This window comes from Massilia mucilaginosa, from assembly GCF_011682145.1.
GTDB lineage: Bacteria > Pseudomonadota > Gammaproteobacteria > Burkholderiales > Burkholderiaceae_D > Telluria_A > Telluria_A mucilaginosa.
Genome location: NZ_WHJH01000017.1, coordinates 1 through 21,039 on the forward strand (window position 1 = coordinate 1; position 21,039 = coordinate 21,039).

A 21,039-nucleotide genomic window follows, 5' to 3' on the forward strand; every position below is an offset into this window, starting at 1 on the left:
GCGGATCGGTGACGATCCGGCTGGTCCGACTGGGATAGGCAAATGTGTAGCGCTGCGCACCGCCGGCGTGCTCCGACAACACGGCTTGCCCGTCGCCGTTGTATGCATACGTGGCAAAGCGTTTTCCGTGTTCATCGGTAATGCCGGTGAGGAGGAAGCGATCGTTGGGGGCTTCGTAGTGATACGCGCGCGATGACAGCTCGGAACCGGAACGGTCGAGGTGATGCACACCAATCAGGCGGTCCATGCCTTCGATGGGTCCGTCGCCGGGTACGACAGCATGCTCATACTCGTAGCGCACACTGCCGGTGGCATTGGAGATCGACGCGATGACGTCACCCTCCCACGTGATCGCTAGGCTGCGACCGCTGGTGTCGACAATTTTGCTGAGCTGGTTTTTTGCGTCGTACGTGTAATGCGTGGCTATGCCGGTGCGCGTATGAACGCTGCTGAGCCTGAAGTCATCGCCATCCCGGAGAAAACGTTCGACCGTGCCGTCCGGCGTTGTCAGAATCCAGACAGTTTCATCGGGGCCCTGCACTTCCAGAGCCGTGCCTCTGTCGTGGCTGGATTTGTATGGGCCATTGCCCTGCCGCGAGAACTCAAAAAAAGTGCCGTCGCTGAGTGCGCCAATAATTCTCTGCCTGATACCGCCAAACAATGCACGCGGGGCGAAAAAGGCCCGCTCGAAGGAAAACGACCAGCCCATGCCAGCTGATTGCCCGAGTCCGTTTTCGCGCGCACTGCGGTAGATGCGCCGAACGGCCAGGGCGTCATTGGCGCCGCCGCCCAGATCGGTTTCATGCTGGACTTTGGTGCCGCTGGCGAACTGGACCGGGTTTCCCGCTGTCTCTCCGCATTTCAAGGGTACAGGACGCTCCGGCCTTACCTTACGACAAACGCCCTGCGAATACGCTCGATAACCCGGTTTACAGTGCAGGATGGCATCCGCAAGCCAGACGCCGCGGCCTTCTGACGCGTACCACCGATAGGCGCACTCAAACATGTCGCGGCGCCCTGGGTATGGCCGCATTGCGGCCAGCGGCTGTCGCGCGTGGTTCCACGCAGCGTTTTTACAGGCAGTAATCGGGTCGGATGCATAACGAGCGTCACTGTTTATTCCGCTGTAATACCACCAGCCAAGCGTTCCCTCTGGCAGGCCACTCTCTGCGCGGACACCGCCGTGAACTAAGGGCAGCAAGATCAACGCGGAACGTGCGAGATAAGTAAACGATGGAAACAGGCGTGCATTCGGCATGATCATGGTTTTCCTGTCCTCTACGAGAGAATGCCGGCGGCATTGCCAGCAGGAAAACCAAGAATATTCATTTCAATAATTCGAACATTACCGCATCGCAAACGATTAACTGCACCGACCAGTTCCAGATCAACCTTACCCGGCCGACTACTTCAGTGCCCGACAATTTCCCCTCCGTCCGAACTTCTCCCATGCAAAACGAAAGCCGCTGACACAGCGGCTCGATCCGCCTGCTCGCACCTTGCAACTGGCACGCCGCCAGGACTGCGCGATATCGCCTCGGGTAGCGCCTCGCCCCTGATCGGGCAACCCTTGTTTTTCCCAGTTTACGACTGTACATCCATACAGTATATTAACTCCCGGTTACATCGTTTTCCAGCTCCCACGCACAGCCCGGGGCGCCGGCGTGCGTCCATCGTTTCTTGTGTATTGAGCTCAACAATTTTGACAGGGATGCTATGAAGAAGAAACTCGCGGTTGGCGTGATGATGGTGTTGATGGCGGGCGGCCGAGCATGGGCCAGCCCCGCGGCAGCCGGCGTGGACACCGTCCTCCCACCGATCATGCACGATGAGGCATCGACATTGCACCCGGCCGGCACCGCGCCGGCGACCATTGTGGGCACGGCGTTCGGTGATCATCGGTCACTATGCGCCTCTGCGGGCCTGTTCCGACACGTTGCCGGCGGCGATCCACTGGCCAACCTGCGCGACGCGCACAAAGATCCGCAGCGCTGCAAATTATCGATTTGCATACCCGCCTCGATCAATCTGGATGCTGTCTGCGAGCTGACGACCGCGCGCGATAGCGAAGGCCGTTACAACTGCAGAATGGTGATCAACGATTTTCTGCGACATTGCGCGGCAAGCTGCCATAGCGGCGACTGGAGCTGGCTGGACAACTATCGCGGCCCCTATTAATACCCTTCCGCCCGGCGAACTACCCATTCCTTTGCACGGTCCAATCCATTTCCCTGACTTGGAGATGGCATATGGAACAGCTGAAGGAAACCTACATCAGGGCGTGTCAGTTAGTCGTGCAAGGCAACTATCCCGATGCCTTGGAAGCATTCGTCTGGCTGCACGACAATCCGATGCCGGACGAACCCATCTCGGAAGTGTTCAGACGGGCGTGCGGCTTTCAGGCATGGGGACTATTAGGCAGGGTGTATGCGCCGGCCGCGGAAAAAATGCACGAGATCCTGTCGATAAAGATCGTTTCCATGAACAAAGGCAAGCCGGACAAAGCGGTCGAATCCGATATTTTGGTGATGAAAGGTATTCTCGCCACCATCAACAATCCGTCGCCCGATCAGACCGCCGCACAATGCCGCTGAATCCCGCCCGTGCGGCAAGCAGATACGTCGACGGTTTGTGTGCGGGGTTCTTTTTGTTCGAAGCCAATGTCGCCCCCCAGCGCGCATCGGCGCACACCGCAAGCAGCGCCTGTCAGTTGCGCGGTGTTGCCTGGGCCTTGAGCGCGACCGCCGCCGTACGCGTACAGCCGTTCCGCGCCTTGGGCAATCGCGATGCGGGCGTCGCGCTCGCCACGCATCGTGGCCAGGCGTCCGATTTCCTCAAGCGATTCTTCGGCGGACGGCGTCGCGCGCTCGGCAGCCATAGCCGGGACCGCGATTAACGGCGCGGCGCTCAGCGCAAGGAGAGCGAAAAATTGGCGCATATTTGTCAATCAGCAAGTAAAAATGCATCGTGATATATATACAGGTGCTTGGGAATTGCCATCAAAAACTATTCGCCTGTGTAGGCTGGCATCGTCACCCCGGCGTACAGGCCGCTGATAGCGGCCTGTCCGGGAAGCAAAGGTTTACGCCATGCGTGTGGCCGAGTCTTCCGGCTCGAAGCCGATCTCGGTCACCAGGCCGGCTTCATCGAGGAAGAAGGTAACCCGGCCGGCGATATATTCCAGCGTAATCACCTCGCCAGGCCGCACCGTGCGGACAGGTCGGCCGATCACATCGCGCAGGGAGAGTGGCACGCTTTCCGGAAATTTCCAAGGCAAGGTGTAATGGTCCATATTGTTCTCCAATCGTTGACATGAGCAAGCTGCGGCAGTCGGCACGGCTGTTGAACGATCATAGCGGCGTGGCCGCGCCCGCATAGCGATCACATCAACGATCCGCAGGATCGGCCACGCCCGGTCCACAGCATCGCATTGGAGCAGCTAAATACACAATTTCCAATTAGAAATTTTGGTCAAATCATTAGCTTGAGTGCCCTGCAACTACAAAACGGGAGCGTTAACTTCCTGATCGAGTTCAGACAACATGAAAACACTTACCTTATCGCTTGCCATGCTGGTGTTGCTGGCAGGCTGCGCGGGCGGCGTCAAAATGCCCAAGCCGACTTACCCGGCGTCGTATGACGCCAACCTGGAAGCCGATTACGCGCCATTTCTGGTGGACGGCACGGCTGAACTCAGCGGCCAGGCCTTCCTTGTCCAAAAAGGCGGCGGAACAGTCAAGGCTGCGGGTCGCGTCATCACGCTCGGCCCGGTGACAACCATCAGCCAGAACTGGTGGATGCAAGCGGGCCGCGTGTGGATCCACCGCGCTTCCCTGCCGCCATCCGAAGGCTTCACCAAGGCGCGCCCCAGCGTCACCGCGGATGCGGACGGCCGCTTCAACTTTACCAAGTTGTCAGCCGGCTCTTACTACGTGCGTAGCGAATTGACCTGGACTGTGCCTTTCCACGGCGTTCAGGGCGGCTTGTTAACCTCGAGCGAAGATGTTGCTGCTGGCGAAACCAAGACAATCATGCTGAACGGCACGAAGTAAAGCGTGCCCGGCCGGCCCCAACGCTCCCAAAGGGGCCGGCCAGGCTGGCACTCAGCGCTTGCTCAAAGCGGCAAGTGCCTCGCTCAGCTGTGCCGCTATCTCGGCGTCGATTGCCTTGCGGTAGTCCGCGCCGCGCTTTTTCCGCAAATGCGCGTCCATCACGGCGTTGTACGCCGTGGAGTAGGCCGCCTGCCAGCGCGCCGCCTGCATGTCGCAGCCGCCGGCGCTGATGACCGCCTCGATCCCATGTTTCTTCATGACCTGCACCGGAATCTCGGCGTGCAGCCGCAGGGGCTCGACTTCTTCCGGACGCGGCGGTGGCCCGCCGCCCACACTGAGTTGCAGCCGGTCCTTGCCTTGCGCAATCGCAATGCGCGCATCGCGCTCCCCTTCCCTGGCCCGCTTGACGACGTCCGGATCGGGCGCGGACTGGGCATCCTCAGGCTTGGGCTGCCTGGCCTGGTCCGCCGACCAGGCCAGCGTGGCCAGCCCGGATACAGCGCTCAAGGCCACGATGGCGAAAAACAGACGCATGATTGTCACTCAGCAATTAAAAGTCCATAGTGACATACATACAGGCGCTTTTGGATGGCGGCGCTGGACTTAACCCTTCCAGGTCCGTTTCAGCCCGGTATCGGCATGAATCCAGCCGCCGCGCGGTCCGGAACGGTAGTAGTAGCCCACCCCGCCCTGGCGGAAGCTGCGCACCAGGCCGCCGAGCACTTCGCTGTTCAGGTTGGCGATACGGATATCGGCCGCCTTGCCTTCGATATGCAGCGACTGGCGCGCCGCCGGTACGCCCGCCTCGCGCAGCTTGTCGTTCGACTTGGAGGTGCGGTAGCCGGACAAAATCTCCAGCGGCTGAGCGATCCCGTAGCGCTCCAGGAAAGCCTGGGTGCCCCACAGGGTCTCGAACAGCTTGGGATCGATCGGCGCGGTTTCCTTGCCATTGACGTCGCGCATCAGGTGGCACAGTTCCTGGTAGGCGGCATCGATGACCTGGCCATCCTTCCAGTACAGCACCTTGGTCTTTTCGCCGCTTTGTGGACGAATCATCGTCAGCACGCGCGGCTTGAGCCAGAAATCGAGATCGAGTGCTTGCGCATCGAAAATGTCGGGAGGGGGCGCCAGTTCGCCCGCAGCGGACGCGGCGCCGGGTGCTGCGCTACGGGACACCGGCGCCGCGGGGACGGACTTGCCCGCTTTGCCGGCCTGGACCGGCCGCCTGGCTTTGTCGGAAGCCGACGGGGCCGCGCTGGCGCTGCCGCAGCCAATCAGCGGAACGGAAATCATGCCCATGGTGGACAGGCATAAACCTTGATGTAGAAAATCTCTGCGCGTGGCCATGACGAATACTCAGTAAACAAGGCGCACACTATAGCGCAAGCTTGCCCTGCGCACAGGGCGCACGCGTCTTATTGACCGCTACAGTGACAAAAACGTTTGCCCGGGGCCGGATCGCAGGCCTCGGTCGCGTTCAACTTCTTCCAGAAGAAGTCGCATTCCAGGCCATAGCAGCTCATTTCCTTGCCCGCGAGGATGTAGCCGTTGCGCTCGTAAAACTTGCTGGCGGTGACCGTGCTGTTCAGACGCAACACGCTCACGCCCCAGGCGCGGGCCTGGGCTTCCACGCCCTGCAACAGGGCCTTGCCGACACCGCAGTACAGCGCTTCGGGCAGCACGTAGCACAGCGACAGTTTGCCGGCCTGGGTCAGCAGGGCCACCCCCACCACCACGCCGTCGCGCTCGGCGATGAGGACGTGGTTGGCCGGCGACACGAACCAGCTCGCCACATTCTGCGGCGTCTTGTTGCCCAGCCACGCCTTGAGCAGGCCGGGGTCGTTGCGATGATCCGCCACGCAGCACTCGGAAATCGAGCGGCGCAACACATCGCACGCGGCGAACGCGTCATCAGGCCCAGCTATGCGAATCTCAATACCCATGTGCGATCACAATTAATAACAAGAAGAAATAATTGTTGCCAATACTCAAGCGCAACTCACCAACTATACCAAGAACAGGCCGGATGACCTGTTGCGAATTTGCCCAATCCAATCAGCCTACCCCGACCCGCGGCCGAACCCAACGAAGAAAATCAAGGAAGCTTATGCAACACTACCCGCATGGTGTATCTAAGCATATGACAAAACAATCCTTCCGTTTTGGCTGCGGATTTTAGACCATGCGTCTCAGTTCCTACAATAGAAAGCCGAAGAGAACACCATGAAAACAACATGCAATTTGCGTACCCGCCGCGCGATGCTGGCGCTGGCAGCCGGCCTGACCATCCTGCCGCTCGGCGCCAGCGCGGCCGACGCCCAGTTACTCAACGTGTCTTACGACGTGGCCCGCGAGCTGTACAAGGAAATCAATCCGGCCTTCATTGCGCACTACAAGAAGACCACCGGCGCCACGGTCAGCATCAACATGTCGCACGGCGGCTCGAGCAAGCAGGCGCGCTCGGTTGCGGACGGGCTCGAAGCGTCGGTGGTGACCATGAACCAGGCCAACGACATCGACATGCTGGCCGACCGCGGCGCGGTGTCGCCCGACTGGGCCAAGAAATTTCCCCACAATGCAGCACCGTTCTATTCCACGATGATTTTTTTGGTGCGTAAAGGCAACCCGAAACAGATCAAGAACTGGGACGACCTGGCCAAGCCGGGCGTCAAAGTGGTCATTCCGAACCCGAAAACGGCGGGCAACGGCCGCTACACCTATCTGGCCGCCTGGGGCGCCACGATCAAGAAGGGCGGCACCGAAGCCCAGGCGCGCGAGCTGGTCACGCGCATCTTCAAGAACGTGCCGGTACTCGACGGCGGCGGCCGCGCGGCCACCACCACCTTTACCCAGCGCGACATCGGCGACGCCCTGGTGACCTTCGAGAGCGAAGTGCAAATGGTGCGCACCGAATTCGGCGACAACTTCGAGGTGGTCTATCCGCCCGTCTCCATCCTGGCCGAATCGCCCGTGGCGGTGGTGGACAAGGTGGTCGACAAGCGCGGCTTGCGCAAGCAGGCCACCGCCTACCTGAACTTCCTGTACTCGGAGGCGGGCCAGACCATCGGCGCCAAGCACTTCCTGCGTCCGCGCTCGGAAGCGGTGGCCAAGAAGTTCGCCGCCAACTACAAGCCGATCTCGCTGTTCACGGTCGACGACGTCTTCGGCGGCTGGAAAAAAGCCCAGAAAACCCACTTCGACGACGGTGGCGAGTTCGACAAAATCTACCAGGCCAAGTAAGCATGGCCGCCGCTTCCGCCACCGGCGCGGAAGCGGTTTTTCGCCCCTCCTCCTCCCCCTTCCGGTAGCATTTTCGCCACCCACATAGCATACGAGAAACTTTGCTTTCTTGAAATAATTCAGGCACTTACGTGACTTTATTAAGGTGTTTATTGCGCTCGCGCTCGTTTTGCCGCGTGCACGCTAGACATAGCCGCGCCTTTGATGCTATCGTGCCCCTATAGTAGTTGCCACATAGAATTAATCCATCCAGCAGCTGCCGCGCCTACCTGGCGCCGCCCTTGACCCAGCCTTACTGCAAAGACCCACCACATGATCAAGAAATTGCTTGTCACCCTACTGATGTCGATGTCGGCCGCGGCCGCCATGGCCGTGCCATTCGGCTCGCAATCGGTACTGGTGATCGAGGACGACACCGGCAAGGTTCTCCTCGAAAAGAATGCCAACCAGGTCGTTTCGATCGCCTCGCTGACCAAGCTGATGACCGCCATGGTCGTGCTCGACGCGAAGCAGAACATGAACGAACTGATCGCCATCGACCAGCGCGATGTCGACATCGTCAAGCACAGCACCTCGCGCGTGCCGGTCGGCGGCGTGATCAGCCGCCAGGACGTGCTCGCGCTGGCCCTGATGAGTTCCGACAACCGTGCCGCCGCCGCCCTGGGCCGCACCTTTCCGGGCGGCGTGGTGGCCTTCAAGTCGGCCGTGCGCGCCAAGGTGGCCGCGCTGGGCATGACGCAAACGGTCATCGAAGAGCCGACCGGCCTGTCGCCGAACAACAAGTCGACCGCGCTGGACCTGGTCAAGATGGCCAAAGCGGCGTCGGCGTATCCGGAAATTGCGCGCATCACGACCGAGTCAAGCGACACGATCAATATCAGCGGGCGCGAGGTCGAGTACCGCAACACCAACCGCCTGGTCGGCGCCAAGGGCTGGGAAATCGGCCTGTCGAAGACCGGGTATACCGAAGAAGCGGGACGCTGCCTGATCATGAAGATCAAATCGGCGGGCAAGAATGCGACCCTGGTGCTGCTCAATGCCAAAGCCAGTTCGGCGCGCATCGTGGATGCGCTCAGCATCCGCCGTTTTATCGCCGGCGATGAAGCACCGGCGCCGGTGATTGCCCGCGCCAGGGCGCGCCAGCGCACCAACCAGCCGGTGATCGTGCTGGCGTCGGCGGCGCGTGCCCCGGTGATCAAGGCCAGCCTGCGCGGTCATGGACGCCATCAACCGCGCGTGGTGGCCTCGGCCAAAGCCCCGGTGGTCAAGGCGCGCCTGAACAGCCGCGTGAAGCTAAAGCAGAACAAGCCAGTCATCCACGTTCACCGCCGCGCTTGATCGAAACACGGCACGGCACCGGGGTGCTCGCGCAAGCCGTCACCCCGCAATCATTTCCCTTAGCCCGCTGGCGCGCTGCGTGCGCTGCGCAATCGACTCCCCCAAAATCGCCGCCCCCGGCGACACCAGGGTGAACTGCGCGCTGGCCCGCGTAATCCCCGTATAAATCAGCTCGCGCGCAATCATCGCCCCGCGCTCGCGCGGCAGCACCAGCACCGTGTGGGCAAACTCCGATCCCTGCGATTTGTGCACCGTCATCGCGAACGCGGTCTCCACGTGCCGCAACCTGGTCGCCAGCACGCTGCGTACCTTGTCGCCCTCCAAAAAGTACACGCGCAGCGATCCCGGACGCGCCGGATCGCCCAGGGTCAGCCCGATATCGCCATTGAACACACCGGTGCCGTAATCGTTCCGCGTAATCATGACCGGCCGCCCCACATACCACTCGCCCCGGCGCCGGATCAACCCCGCCCCATCGAGCCGCTGTTCGATCGCGTCGTTCAAACCACCCACGCCCCACTCGCCCTCGCGCACCGCGCACAGCACGCGGAACGCCTCGAAACGGTGCAGCACCGCGCGCACCCAGGTCTCGTGCGCCTGGCCGCCATCGCCCTCTTTCAACAACGACAGATACGGCGCATAGCCGTCGAACGCCAGCTGTACCACATGCTGCTGGTGCCCGTGCTCGATCCAGCGCACCGTGCCGTCGCCTCCGCGCAGCACTTCCTCGGCACGCGCCACATCGCCCGCGTTCACCGCCAGCGCCAGTTGCCCGATCGGGCCACTGAAACGGCGGCTGCTGCGCAGCATGACGGTCTGCTGCGCCAGCGCCCCGCCAGTGCCGCCATACTCGGCCGGAATGGTCTCGCCACTGGCCGCCAGCGCATACGCCATCGTGGCCGCCGAATAGCCGCCCGCCTGGGCGTCGCGGCACAAGTCGCCCAGCACCGCGCCCGCCTCCACCGACGCCAGCTGGTCTTTGTCGCCGAGCAGGATCAAGGTCGCGCCGGCGGGCAGCGCGTCCAGCAGGGACGCCATCATTTCCAGATGCACCATCGACGCTTCGTCGACAATGAGCACGTCGATATCGAGCGGATTGCCCTTGTTGTGCGCGAAGGTGCGGGTGTCCGGACGCGCACCCAGCAAACTATGCAAGGTGCGCGCCGCGCCCATGCGGGCGGTCAGGTCGCGCAGCGGCAGTGTGGTGCCAACCTTGTCGGCCAGCTCGGTGAGCGCCTTGTCGATCGATTGCTTGAGGCGCGCCGCCGCCTTGCCGGTCGGCGCGGCCAGGGCGATGCGCTGGCGTCCGGCGTCCGGCGCCACCGCGAACAGCAGTGCCAGCAGGCGCGCCACCGTGTAGGTCTTGCCGGTGCCCGGACCGCCGGTGATGATGGCGATCGCGCCGCGCAGCGCGATCGCGCAGGCCAGCTTTTGCCAGTCCGGCCCCTTGACGCGGCGCTCGGACGCGAACAGCACATCGAGCCAGATGCGCACCGCCGGCGCATCGACCTCGCGCACCTGCTCGGCACGCGCGCGGATGGTGTGCGCGACCAGGGTTTCGTCGCGCCAGTAACGGCGCAGGTACAGGCGCTCGCCGTCGAGCACCAGCGGCTGGTCGAAATCGAGATCGCCCACGCGCCACACCTGGCTTGATGCCGTCAGCTGGTCGATCCAGCCCTTGCGGTTCTTCGGCAGCGCCCCGGCCGACTTGGCCAGCGCATCCCATTGCTCCTTGTCCCAGGCCATCAGGGTGGCCGGGTCGAGCGCCAGCTGGTCGAGCATCAGGCAGCTGTGGCCACGCCCCTCCAGCTCCGACAGCAGCACGCAGGCCAGCATCAGCGCCGGCGTGGCGCTGCCGAGCGAGCCGACGAAGCGCGCAAAGGTGCCGGACAGGCGCCGCAACTGGCCGTCTTCGGTCAGCGTGGCGACCTCGATCCACAGGGCGTCGAGCGTGATCGCCGGCTTCATGCGTCACCCCGCGTCGACACGCCAAGCAGCGCGTCCAGGGCATCGAGCAGCATCACGTCCGGCTCTAACAGGTAGCAGCCGCGCGTGCTGGTGTTGGCGATCCCGCGCAGGAACAGGAAGATCGCGCCGCCCAGCTGGCGCGCCGGCTCGTACGCCTCGCCCAAACGGCTCTTGAGCAGGCGATGCAGGGCCAGCATGTAGATGGCGCCCTGGATGTCGTAGCGGTGCGCCGCCATGCCCACCGCCATCCCGGCCTTGCTGTAAGCGGCGTCGCTTGGGCCGAGCGCGTTCGATTTGTAATCGATCACCCAGTAGCGGCCCTCGTGCTCGAACACCAGGTCGGCGAAGCCCTTGAGCATGCCGTGCAGGTAGCGCTCCGGCAGCGACGGGCGCGCCGTCTTGCCGAGCAGGTTGGCGCTGCACAGCCGGTCCAGCGCGGCGCTGTTCAAGTGCTCGCTGGGGAACCAGAATTCCATCTCGGGGATCACGCGCCCGAGCGCCGCCAGCGGCGCGCCAAGCTGCGGCAGCGGCGTGGTCGCCACCGCGCGCAGCCAGGTCACCGCATCTTCCTGGCGATGGCCCCAGCCGGCGCGCTCGCAGCGCTGGCCCAGGCGCGCGCTGAACTGCTCGTCGTCGGCAATCGCAAAACCCTCCTGTCCCATCCACTCAAGCTGTTCGTGCAAAAAATTCCCGGGCACGGAACCGCGCGGGAAGCGGTGCCAGGGCGCGTCGTCGGTACGCGGCGCCTGTTGTTGCTGTTCTTCGTCGAACAGCGTCTCTTCCTGCGCGCGCATGGGCGCCGCGTTGGTCTGGCGCGTGAGGGACGTGAACGACCCCACCGCCCAGTTGCGCTCGAAACTGGCGCCGAATGCGGCCGCGTCCACCAGCGCCGGACGGGCTTCGTCGCGCGCCAGCATGGTGATGCCTTGCGGCGTATCGAGCGCCTGCAGGTCGATCGCTTGCGAGCCGCCGCGCAGCTTTTCCCAGTACGGGCCGATGTCGGCCGCGCCAATCGGCTGCCCGCCCGTAAGCAGGTAGCCGAGCGCCGATTCGTGCAGCTTGTTGTCGCCCGCCTTGCGCGCCGTGACCGCAGCCACGCCCAGCCACAGGAAGTGGCGCGCACGCGTGACCGCCACGTACAGCAGGCGCAGGTCTTCTTCGATGCGCGCGCGGTCGACCGCGTTCATCGCTTCGTCCGACAGCGCCAGGTCGATGCGGCGCACGCCATCGCGTCCGACGAATTCGAAAAAGCTGCGGTTGCGCCGGTCGGTGGTGCGCGCCGTGACCGCGAACGGCAGGTACACCAGCGGATACTCCAGCCCCTTGGACTTGTGCACCGTGACCACCTTGACCAGCTCCGCATCGCTCTCCAGGCGCAGCACGCGTTCGTCGCCGCCCTCGCCCACCCCGGCAAGCTGCTCGGCGAACCAGCGGATCAGCGCCTGCTCGCCTTCGAGCTGGCTGCTGGCGCTTTGCAGCAGTTCGGCCAGGTGCAGCAGGTTGGTCAGGCGCCGCTCGCCGCCGGCCTGCCGCAACAGCGCGGCGGGCAGGCGCATGTCGTGGATGAAGCGGCGCAGCATGGCCAGCACGCCCTGGCGCTGCCACACAATGTGCAGACCCTTCAACTGCTCGACCCGCACTTCCCACGCCAGTTCGTCCGACGACAGGCGCGCCAGTTCGCCCAGCGACAGGCCGGATGTGCGGGTGGCAAACGCCGCGCGCGCCAGCGCCCCGTCGAGCGGATTGGCCACCGCCTGCAACCAGCGCAGCACGTCGGCCGCCTCTTCGCTTTCGATCACCGAGTCCTTGTCGGACAGGTACACGCTCGGTATCTTGCGCTGCGCCAGCGCGCGCCGGATCGCGGTCGCCTCGCGCCGGTCGCGCACCAGGATGGCGATATCGGCCGGGACCAGGCGCGTGAAGACGCCGTTTTCACTAAAACCGGCCTGCGGATCGTTCAGCAGGCCGACGATATGCTCGGCGCTGTGATGGGCAAAAAATTCGCGGTAGTCGTCGGCTTTCAGGTCGTCGCGGTCGGTGCTGCAAATGGCCAGCGCCTGATAGGGCCCGTCCACGCCCACCAGTTGCTGGTCCCGGCCTTTGGCCGCCACCGCGTCGAACGGCAGCGGATTGACGCCGCCTTTGCGGAAGCGGAAGGCGCCGGCGGCAAAGCCGGGATGGCCGTCGCGCCCTTCGGCGTGCAAGAACAGCTGGTTGACCGCTTCCACCAGCGCCGCCGTCGAACGGTAGTTGGTGCCGAGCTGGTAGTGGCGCCCTTCGGTGGCGGCGCGCGCGTCCAGGTAGCTGTGGATGTCGGCGCCGCGAAAGCCGTAGATAGACTGCTTCGGGTCGCCGATCAGGAACAGGCCGCGCGCCGGATCGTTGTCCGCCACCCGGTACAGCAAGTTGAAGATCGCGTACTGGTCGGGCGAGGTGTCCTGGAATTCATCGACCATCGCCACCGGGAACTGGTCGACGATGCGCTGGCGCAGCGCTTCGCCGTTGGCGCCTTCGAGCGCGCTTTTCAGGCGCTCGAGCATGTCGGCAAAACCGAACTGGCGCTTGCGGCGCTTGAGTTCCATCATGCGCCGCGCGATATGAAAGGCGGCGTGCCGGTACAGCGCGTGCGCCAGCGGGTCGATGGCCTTGAGCGCTTCCCACAGGTCGGTGGTGGCCTCGAAACATGGCGGAATCTCGGCGGAAAAGCCTTTGCTGAAAGCATCCGTGATGCCGTCGGGCGTGAGGCGGTGCCAGGCCGTGTCGGTCAGGGCCGGCATCAGCATGGCGGGCGCGCGCGCCCAGATGCGCAGCGCGTCGAACCACTTCACCAGCGAATCGGCGCGCAGCTTGTTCCCGTTGAAGCACTTGGGGGCGATCTCGCGCTGGCCGGCGATCCACTGTTCCATGGCGTCGGCGCGTTCGGCCCAACCGGCTTTGAGCCTGGCCAGTTCGGCCGCCTGCGTGCGCTCGACCCGGTCGATCGCTTCTTCCAGCGATTCGTCGGGCGGATCGCCCAGCACCGCGACCCGGCGCACCAGTTCGCGCACGGTGTTCTTGAGCGCGCGCACATCGGGCCAGCACGCGAGCAGCGCGCCGAGCGCACCGCTGTCGAGCGGGTACACGTTCTGGCGCCAGTAGTCATGCGCCGCGTCCTCGAACAGCGCGTGTTCGTCGCTGACCAGTTCTTCGTCGAACAGGCTGCCGCTGTCGAACGCGTGCTCGCGCAGCATGCGTTGGCACCAGGCGTCGATGGTGAAGATCGCCGCTTCGTCCATGGTGTCGGCGGCCAGCATCAGGCGGTGCGCGGCGACCATGCGCTCGCCCTCGCTGCCGCAGGCGTCGGCCAGCGCGTTCAGGTAAGGATCGACCAGATCGAGCTCGCCCCGGAAAAATCCCGCGGCTTCGACCAGGCGCTCGCGCACCCGGTTCGACAGCTCGCGCGTGGCGGCGCGGGTGAACGTCATCACCAGTATTTCGGACGGCAGCAGCGCGCGCGCAAAGCCGTTCTCGCCGCCGTGGCCGAGCACCAGGCGCAGGTAAAGGGCGGCGATGGTCCAGGTTTTTCCGGTGCCGGCGGACGCCTCGATCAGGCGCGTGCCGGACAGCGGAAAATTGAGTGCGTCGAGCAGCTCGCTCATGGCGTATCCCTGTCCATGGCCGCGATTTCGATGTGCTGGCCGAGCCAGCGCGCCAATGGTCCGTACAGCGCTTCGGCCACCGCCGGGAACTCGCCGCTGGCGGTCAAGGCCGCATAGTCGGGCCACAGGCGCGCCAGGCACTGGTCCAGCACTTCGCCGGACAGCTCGAAGCCGCCGTCGTAGGTGCTGCGCGGTTCGCCCTGCTGCAACAAGGCGAGCGCGGTCTTGCAGGCCACCGGCAGCGGTTGATCCATGTTGCGGCGCCACAGCGCCACCAGCTCGGCCAGCTGCGCGTACGATTCGTCGCGCTCGAGCGGCGCCAGCATGACGATGGCGTCGCGCGCCACCAGGTAGCCGGTGACCGGCTGGCCGACCGCCGCCGCCGCCAGTTGGCGCAGCCACGGGGCGATCAGCTTGTCGCCGCGCGGCGCGCCTTTCTTGTCGAGCACCTTGGACGAGATTTGCAGCAGCCACGCCGTTTCGCTGGCGTTGCGGCGCAGTTTGTCGACCCAGTCTTCCAGGTGCACGCCGTTCAGGTCCAGGCTCACCGCCAGCTTGGGGGCGATCTCGCCGAAGCGCGCGCCCAGGGTCAGCCAGGCGGTCCGCACCGGCACCAGGCCCTCGACCAGCTGCTCCTGCCACTGTTTGCCGACCAGGCCAATCGGCAGCACGCCTTCGCGCTTGAGGCGCTCGGCGCGCGCGCTCAAGCTGTCGCGCACTTCGTGCAGTTCCTCTGGCGTGGCGGCATCGTCAAGCAGGCTGTCTTCCAAAAAATAGCGTTCCAGCGCGTCGAGCGAAAACGGTTCTTCGTCCTCGCCCACGGCCTGGGCATCGCCGAACGCCACGCCCAGACGGCGCCGGAAGAAGTAGCGCGCCGGCTGGCGCAGGAAGTTCGCCAGTTCGCCCAGCTTGAGGCGGTATTCGGCTTCGAGTTCGAACGGCGGCAGCACCGCGTCGTCGAGTGAGTCGACAGCGCCATGCGCGGCGCGCCATTCGGCGGCGTAGGTCAGCATGCCGCCCTGCTCGAAATAGCGCCGGCTGAACGGTTGCAGCGCATGCTCGGTGGTCATGGCGGCCAGGTCCAGGTCCCAGCCCTCGGCCAGGTAGTCGCGCAGCTGCGAGACCAGCACCGACGCCGGCTGCTCGCTGTTGTCGCGCACATTGCGCCCGACCCAGCTGACGTACAGCTTGTCGCGCGCGGCCAGCACGGCTTCGAGCATCAGATAGCGGTCGTCGTCGCGGCGCGAGCGGTCGCCCGGGCGCGCCATGCCGGGCAGCGCCAGCAAATCAAAATCGGCCTGGCGCGCGCGGCGCGGGAAGTCGCCATCGTTCATGCCGAGCAGGCACACCACCCGAAACGGCACGGCGCGCATCGGCATCAGGGTGCAGAAGGTCACGCCGCCGGAAACGAACTGGTGGTTCAGGGTCGGTTCGTCGAGGGCGCCCAGCCATGCTTCGCGCAGCACCGCCAGCGGCACCGCTTCGTCGAAGCCGGCGCTGTCGCAGGTCTCGAGCCAGCGTTGCAGGGCGTCGTGCAATTGCGCGAGCGTGAGGCGGTCGCCTTCTTCGGACGCGGCGAAAAATGCCGCCAGCAGCGCGCGCGCCTGCTCGCCCCATTGCGCCGGCGTGCGCGACTCGGCCAAGGTGGCGCGCCAGGCCAGCAGGGTTTCGATCAGCTGCGCCAGCGAGCCGGCCAGCGCGGCGTCCAGCCCGCCCACTTCGGCGTACGGTTCGATTTGCCGGAAGCTGCCGCCGGCGCCGCTGGCGTAACCGAGCAGCATGCGGCGCACCCCGAAAATCCAGGCATTCTGCTCGCCCGCCGAACCGAGACCCAGGCCGTCGCGGTGCTGCTGGTCGAGGCCCCAGCGCACGCTGGCGCCCTCGATCCAGTTGCCGAGGATCGGCAGTTCGTCGTCGGTCAGGCCGAAGCGCGCGGCCAGCGCCGGCACGTCGAGCAGGTCGCGTACTTCGCTCTGGCGGCAGCGCTGCTGCGGCAGGCGCAACAGCCATTCGAGCGACACCAGCAGCGGGTTGACGCTGCGGTCCTTGACGTCGCCGATTTCGAACGGGATGAAGCGCGGGTCGCTGCGCTTGTGCTGGTCGAAGACGGCGTGGATGGCGGCCGAAAAGGTGTCGATGTCGGGCACCATGACCACCACGTCGCGCGGACGCAGCCTGGCGCCGGGCGTGCCGAACCACGAGAGCAGCTGGTCGTGCAGGACCTCGACTTCGCGCTGCACACTATGGGCGACGTGGAATTCGATCGAGTCGTCGCGCGGCGCAGGGTTGGCCAACGCGCCGGGTTGCGCCTGGCCCCGGGCGCACGGATGCTCGCGCAGCGGCAGCATGTCGCGCACGGCCGCCTGCACCTGCGCCAGCAGCGTATCGCCCTCGCCTTCGCTGAACAGGTCGATGCGCAGCTTGTCGGCGCGTTCGGCGGACTCGGTGTCGAATTCGTCGAGCATGCGGATGAAGTCGCGCCCTTGCCTGCCCCAGCTGGCCAGCAGCGGATGGCTGTGCGCGTGCAGTTCTTCGAGCGGCACGCCGGACAGGTCGATGCCGCCGCGCTGGCGCTGGCGCTTGTGGGCGGCCTTGAGCAGTTCGCGCCCTTCGATGATGTCGCCCCAATAGAACTGGCACGGGTTCGGCACCGCCAGCAGCACCTGGGTGTGATGCGAGAGCGAGGCAATCGCCTGCAAGGTCTGGTACGGCAGGGCCGACATCCCGAACAGCACCACGCGGCGCGGCAGGCGTCCGGCCGGCGCTGCGCCGCTCTCGGCCGCGCGCACGAACTGCTGGTGGATGGTGGCGCGGCCCGACTCGCGCAACTGGGGCGGCAGGCTGTCGTTGACGGCGCGCCACAGGCAGCCCTGCCAGCGCTGGTCGGGCGTGAGCGGGGTCAGGTCGCCGCGCGCGCTGCGCAGGCGGTCGCGCCCCGCGCTCCAGTCGTCCAGCCAGTCGGCGCGGTACACCTGGTACTGGTCGTACAGGTCGGCCAGGCGCTCGGCCAGTTGCAGGCGCCGTTCGGGGTCGCCGTCGCCCAGGAAGTGGCGCAGCGGGGCGAAGGCGTCGTCGGCCAGCAGATGCGGCAGGAGCCGCATCAGGCGCCAGGTGAGCGGACCTTTGTCGTACGGGGAGCGGGTCGGCACCCTTTCGCGGCCAAGCATGCCACGGTAGGCTTCCCACAAAAAACGCGCAGGCAGCGCCACCCGGGTGGCCGCGCACACGCCCATTTCTTCGGCCAGGGCGATTTTCAGCCACTCGGCGACGCCGTTCGATTGCACCAGGATGGTTTCGGTTTCGAGCGGGTCGAGCGGGTGGTTGCGCAGCCAGGCAAAAAGCGCGGCACGCAGTTGCTCCATCTGGTTTCCGTGAAGGATAAGGAGGCCGGGCGTGACAGAGGAAGACATGGCGCACAGCATACTAGCTTTGGGCTGGGCGCGGTAGGGTGATACGTGCGGTCAAGGGGGTAAAGCGGACTCGACTTTAAGGATTTTGGCTGCGGAACGAAATTGGGTTCCCGCCTACGCGGGAAGTCTTTTCTGCCAATGGCAGGAAAGACGGTTTTTAGTGCTTGGGTACTAATTTTGCAAGCATGACTTATCGGCAAGCGGGCTCAGCTTGCGGATTCGGTCAGTTCGTGCGCGATGTGCTCGTTCAGCTGGTCAAGCAGCGTGTACATGTTCGCCACCAGCGTGCGCGCCTGGTCCATCGTGCCGCCGTCGCGCAGGCGTTCCAGGTCCTGGCACAGGCCCGCAAACCGCATCGCGCCGACCGCCTTGGCCGAGGCCTTGATGCGGTGCCCCAGGTCCGCCATGCGTTCCACGTCGGCGCGGTCGAGCGCTTCGCTCACGTCGGCCAGGCCGTCGCGCGCCGAGTCGAGGAACATGAACGCGTATTTGCGCATCTTGACCGGATTGGCCCCGAACGTGAGCGACAGCGCGCTCATATCGAGCAGGCCGGCGTCGGTCGATACCACCGGCGCGGCCGACATGCGGGTCGGCGCCTGGTCGGCCGCCACCGCCACGCGCCGCCGGCCGTTGCGCGCCGGGCGCGTGGCCAGCCATTTGGCGATCACCTCGAACAGCAGCTTGGGCGAAATCGGCTTGGTCACAAATTCGTTCATGCCCGCTTCCAGGCAGCGCGCCTGGTCGTCGCGGCCGGCGTTGGCGGTCATGGCGATCACCAGCGCGTCGCGCAGGCGCGGGTCGGAACGGATCATGCGGGTCGCTTCGAAACCGTCCATCACCGGCATCTGCACATCCATCAGCACGCAGTCGAAGCGCTCCTTGAGCATCAGGTCGATCGCTTCCTTGCCGTTGTTGGCCACCACCACCGTGGACCCGGCTTCTTCGAGCAGCTCCTGGCCCACCTGCTGGCTGAAGATATTGTCTTCGACCAGCAGAATATAGGCGCCGCGCAGCTGGTCGAGCACCGCCGGGTCGACCGCACCGCTGCCGCCCTGCAGGAAGTTGAGCGCCTTGCCCAGGCGCGCGGTGAACCAGAAGCAGCTGCCGTGGCCGGGATTGGAATCGACGCCGACGGTGCCGCCCATCAGCTCCGCCAGCTGCTTGCTGATCACCAGGCCCAGGCCCGTGCCGCCGTACTTGCGCGTGGTCGAGGGATCGGCCTGGTGGAAGGACTTGAACAGGTCGGCGATTTCGGCTTCGCTCATGCCGATGCCGGCGTCTTCGACTTCGAAGCGCACCATGATCTCGTCCCCGCTCTCGCTCTCGCCGCCGGCCAGCGCGCGCACGCGGATACGGCCGTTTTCCGAGAACTTGATCGCGTTCGACGTGAAATTGAGCAGCACCTGTTCGAGCCGCAGCGGGTCGCCCCGCAACTGCTGCGCCAGCGCCGGGTCGATCTCGAATTCGAGCGACAGGTGCTTGTTGGCGGCCGCGTCGCCGAGCTGGTTGGCGATGTTCTGCATCAGCGCGCTCAAGCCGAAGTCGAGCACTTCGAGTTCCAGCTTGCCGGCTTCGATCTTGGAAAAATCGAGAATGTCGTTGATGATGCCGAGCAGGTGCTGGCTCGAATGATGGATCTTTTCCAGATAATCGCGCTGCTTCGGATTGGCCACGGTGCGCAGCGCCAGGTGCGACATGCCGATGATGCTGTTCATCGGCGTGCGGATCTCGTGGCTCATGTTGGACAGGAAGTTGCTCTTGGCCTGGTTGGCGGCGTCGGCCTGCGCCTTGAGCTTGTGCAGCTCGGTCACGTCGGTCGACAGGCCGATCACGGCGCTCACTTCGCCATCGAGCAGCACCGGCACCTTGACGGTCCAGAGCTGGAGCACCTCGCCGTCGGGCTGGGTGAATTCGACCTGGCTGGCATGGCGCGCGCCGTCGGCGAAAATCCTGCTGTCCTGGCGCCAGTAGAAATCGGCCTGCTCCGGCGTCATCACCTCGCGATCGAGCTTGCCGATGATGTCTTCGGCCGGCTGGCCCATCGCTTCGGCGGTGCGCGCGTTGACATAGATATAGCGGCGCTCGCGGTCCTTCATGTACACGTGGGCGTCGATGCTGTCGAGGACCGAATCGAGCAGCACGCGCTGTTCGATGGCGGTGCGGCGCGAGCGGTACAGGGTAAAGAAGTAGGCGTAGGCCAGCATCGTCACCAGAAAGCCGGCCGCGAACGTGGCCGGCGGCAGGATCACGTCGAAGTCGCTGTACAGGTCCGCGCGGGCGATGCGGAAATGGGCCTTCCACAGGCTGCCGTTGTAGTCGACCGGGAGCACGGTGTCGAAGCGCTCGCTCTCGGTCTCGCCGGCGGCCACCGGATCATGGTCGTTGTACAGCTGGCGGTCCTGGCCGCCCAGCGCCAGGGTGCGGCGCTCGGGATCCGCGCCGCCGTCGGCGTACAAGGCAAGGCGCAGGCGCCGCTGCGGCATTTCTTCGAGCGCGCTGCCGATCAGCGCCGGCACCGAAAAACCCACGCCCACGCTGCCGATGTAGGCCGCGCGGCGCGCCTCCACGCTATAGAGCAGCGCGCCGCTGCGGTACACCGGCATGCGCATGCCCAGCGCCACATGCGGGCGCGGTTGGTTGACCACGATCGGCAAACCCGAGGCGCTGATCTTGCCGCTGTCGCGCGCCTGGTCGAGGTGGATGGCGGCAATCGGATTGGCGCCGATGTCCAGGCCCATGCGGCCGGTGGCGCGCGCGGCCTCCGGCTCGATATAGGTCAGCACCGTGTAGCCGGGGCGCTCGCCCTCGGGACGGATGCTGAAGTCGGGGTAGCCGCCGGCGTCGACGCTGCGGTCGGCGCGCACCGTGGCGACGAGTTCATCGCGCTCGCCCGCCGTCACGTAACGGGCGAAGGTGACGCTTTCGATCGCCGGATAATGCGCGCGCATGCCGAGTGCCTGCACGTAGCGGTGAAAATGCAGGCGGCTGGGCACCTCGGTGCTCTGGAACAGGGCCGACATGCCGCGCGCCAGGTCGGAATACGACTTGATGCGGGTCGACAGGCTCGATTGCGCACTGCGCGCGATCGCGTCGAAACGCTGGCGCGCATCGGCATCGACCGTTTTGGTCGCGCCCACATGCAGCAGCGACGCGACCAGCGTCGACAGCGACAGGCCCACGCCCCACCACACCAGGCGCGAAACAGGACGGCTGCCGACGGTGCCTGTCATGCTGCGCTTGATCGCTTGCGTCATTGTTCAACCCCGTTATTTTCGCGCGCCGGTATTTGGAAACACCCCGGCAGGCAGCATACTATTGACGAAACAGAAGGCGCGCGCAACCCCGCCGCGCGCATGCATCACTAACGCAAGGGTACTTTGCAGCAAGAGAACA

At 65.0% G+C, this 21,039-nt stretch carries 15 protein-coding genes; 6 read left to right on the forward strand and 9 right to left on the reverse strand.

Annotated elements, in window-relative coordinates; genetic code table 11:
* Window positions 1-1,264, reverse strand: a 1,264-nt coding sequence (locus tag F2P45_RS15690; RefSeq protein WP_166876763.1) for an RHS repeat domain-containing protein, incomplete at its 3' end; no start/stop codon positions are given.
* Between the two features lie 452 nt (window positions 1,265-1,716).
* On the opposite strand from F2P45_RS15690, the gene F2P45_RS15695 reads away from it, so the two are divergent.
* The 3 genes from F2P45_RS15695 to F2P45_RS15705 all read left to right on the forward strand — a co-directional run bounded on the left by F2P45_RS15695 (window position 1,717) and on the right by F2P45_RS15705 (window position 2,896).
* Complete coding sequence (locus F2P45_RS15695) at window positions 1,717-2,178, forward strand: hypothetical protein (RefSeq protein ID WP_166876765.1); 462 nt, start codon at window positions 1,717-1,719, stop codon at window positions 2,176-2,178.
* Window positions 2,179-2,249: 71 nt separating this feature from the next.
* On the forward strand, window positions 2,250-2,594 hold the full coding sequence (locus tag F2P45_RS15700) for a hypothetical protein (protein WP_166876768.1): 345 nt from the start codon (window positions 2,250-2,252) through the stop codon (window positions 2,592-2,594).
* Window positions 2,595-2,647: 53 nt separating this feature from the next.
* Window positions 2,648-2,896 carry a hypothetical protein gene (locus F2P45_RS15705; RefSeq protein WP_166876771.1) on the forward strand — a complete coding sequence of 83 codons (249 nt, stop codon included), beginning with the start codon at window positions 2,648-2,650 and terminating at the stop codon, window positions 2,894-2,896.
* 186 nt (window positions 2,897-3,082) lie between these two features.
* Here the strand turns inward: F2P45_RS15705 and F2P45_RS15710 are convergent, their stop codons facing one another.
* Entirely contained in the window at window positions 3,083-3,292 is a 210-nt protein-coding gene (locus F2P45_RS15710) for an I78 family peptidase inhibitor (protein ID WP_166876773.1), read from the reverse strand.
* A 250-nt stretch (window positions 3,293-3,542) separates the two neighbouring features.
* Here F2P45_RS15710 and F2P45_RS15715 point away from each other — a divergent pair, with 250 nt between their 5' ends.
* A complete protein-coding gene (locus tag F2P45_RS15715) occupies window positions 3,543-4,052 on the forward strand; it encodes a hypothetical protein (protein ID WP_166876776.1) in 510 nt (169 codons plus the stop codon).
* A gap of 51 nt (window positions 4,053-4,103) precedes the next feature.
* Here the strand turns inward: F2P45_RS15715 and F2P45_RS15720 are convergent, their stop codons facing one another.
* The 3 genes from F2P45_RS15720 to F2P45_RS15730 form a co-directional block, all read right to left on the reverse strand.
* On the reverse strand, window positions 4,104-4,586 hold the full coding sequence (locus F2P45_RS15720; RefSeq protein ID WP_166876778.1) for a hypothetical protein: 483 nt from the start codon (window positions 4,584-4,586) through the stop codon (window positions 4,104-4,106).
* Window positions 4,587-4,655: 69 nt separating this feature from the next.
* Window positions 4,656-5,351, reverse strand: coding sequence for a YcbK family protein (locus tag F2P45_RS15725; protein ID WP_229505102.1), 696 nt, complete (start codon window positions 5,349-5,351; stop codon window positions 4,656-4,658).
* Window positions 5,352-5,467: 116 nt separating this feature from the next.
* Window positions 5,468-5,911, reverse strand: a complete 444-nt coding sequence (locus F2P45_RS15730; RefSeq protein WP_370663260.1) for a GNAT family N-acetyltransferase — start codon at window positions 5,909-5,911, stop codon at window positions 5,468-5,470.
* Between the two features lie 364 nt (window positions 5,912-6,275).
* On the opposite strand from F2P45_RS15730, the gene F2P45_RS15735 reads away from it, so the two are divergent.
* Both F2P45_RS15735 and F2P45_RS15740 read left to right on the forward strand, forming a co-directional pair.
* Complete coding sequence (locus tag F2P45_RS15735) at window positions 6,276-7,292, forward strand: sulfate ABC transporter substrate-binding protein (RefSeq protein WP_370663261.1); 1,017 nt, start codon at window positions 6,276-6,278, stop codon at window positions 7,290-7,292.
* A 312-nt stretch (window positions 7,293-7,604) separates the two neighbouring features.
* Complete coding sequence (locus F2P45_RS15740; RefSeq protein WP_166876783.1) at window positions 7,605-8,630, forward strand: serine hydrolase; 1,026 nt, start codon at window positions 7,605-7,607, stop codon at window positions 8,628-8,630.
* Between the two features lie 39 nt (window positions 8,631-8,669).
* On the opposite strand, the gene recD is transcribed toward F2P45_RS15740, so the two are convergent.
* The 4 genes from recD to F2P45_RS15760 form a co-directional block, all read right to left on the reverse strand.
* Window positions 8,670-10,598 (reverse strand): exodeoxyribonuclease V subunit alpha, encoded by a 1,929-nt coding sequence (gene recD, locus F2P45_RS15745; protein WP_166876785.1) that lies wholly within the window; start codon window positions 10,596-10,598, stop codon window positions 8,670-8,672.
* Entirely contained in the window at window positions 10,595-14,236 is a 3,642-nt protein-coding gene (gene recB / locus F2P45_RS15750; RefSeq protein WP_166876788.1) for an exodeoxyribonuclease V subunit beta, read from the reverse strand. The genes recD and recB overlap by 4 nt, the downstream gene beginning before the upstream one ends.
* On the reverse strand, window positions 14,233-17,646 hold the full coding sequence (recC, locus tag F2P45_RS15755) for an exodeoxyribonuclease V subunit gamma (protein ID WP_166876791.1): 3,414 nt from the start codon (window positions 17,644-17,646) through the stop codon (window positions 14,233-14,235). The genes recB and recC overlap by 4 nt, the downstream gene beginning before the upstream one ends.
* Window positions 17,647-17,852: 206 nt before the next feature.
* Complete coding sequence (locus F2P45_RS15760) at window positions 17,853-20,900, reverse strand: CHASE domain-containing hybrid sensor histidine kinase/response regulator family protein (protein WP_229505103.1); 3,048 nt, start codon at window positions 20,898-20,900, stop codon at window positions 17,853-17,855.
* Between the last annotated feature and the right edge of the window lie 139 nt (window positions 20,901-21,039).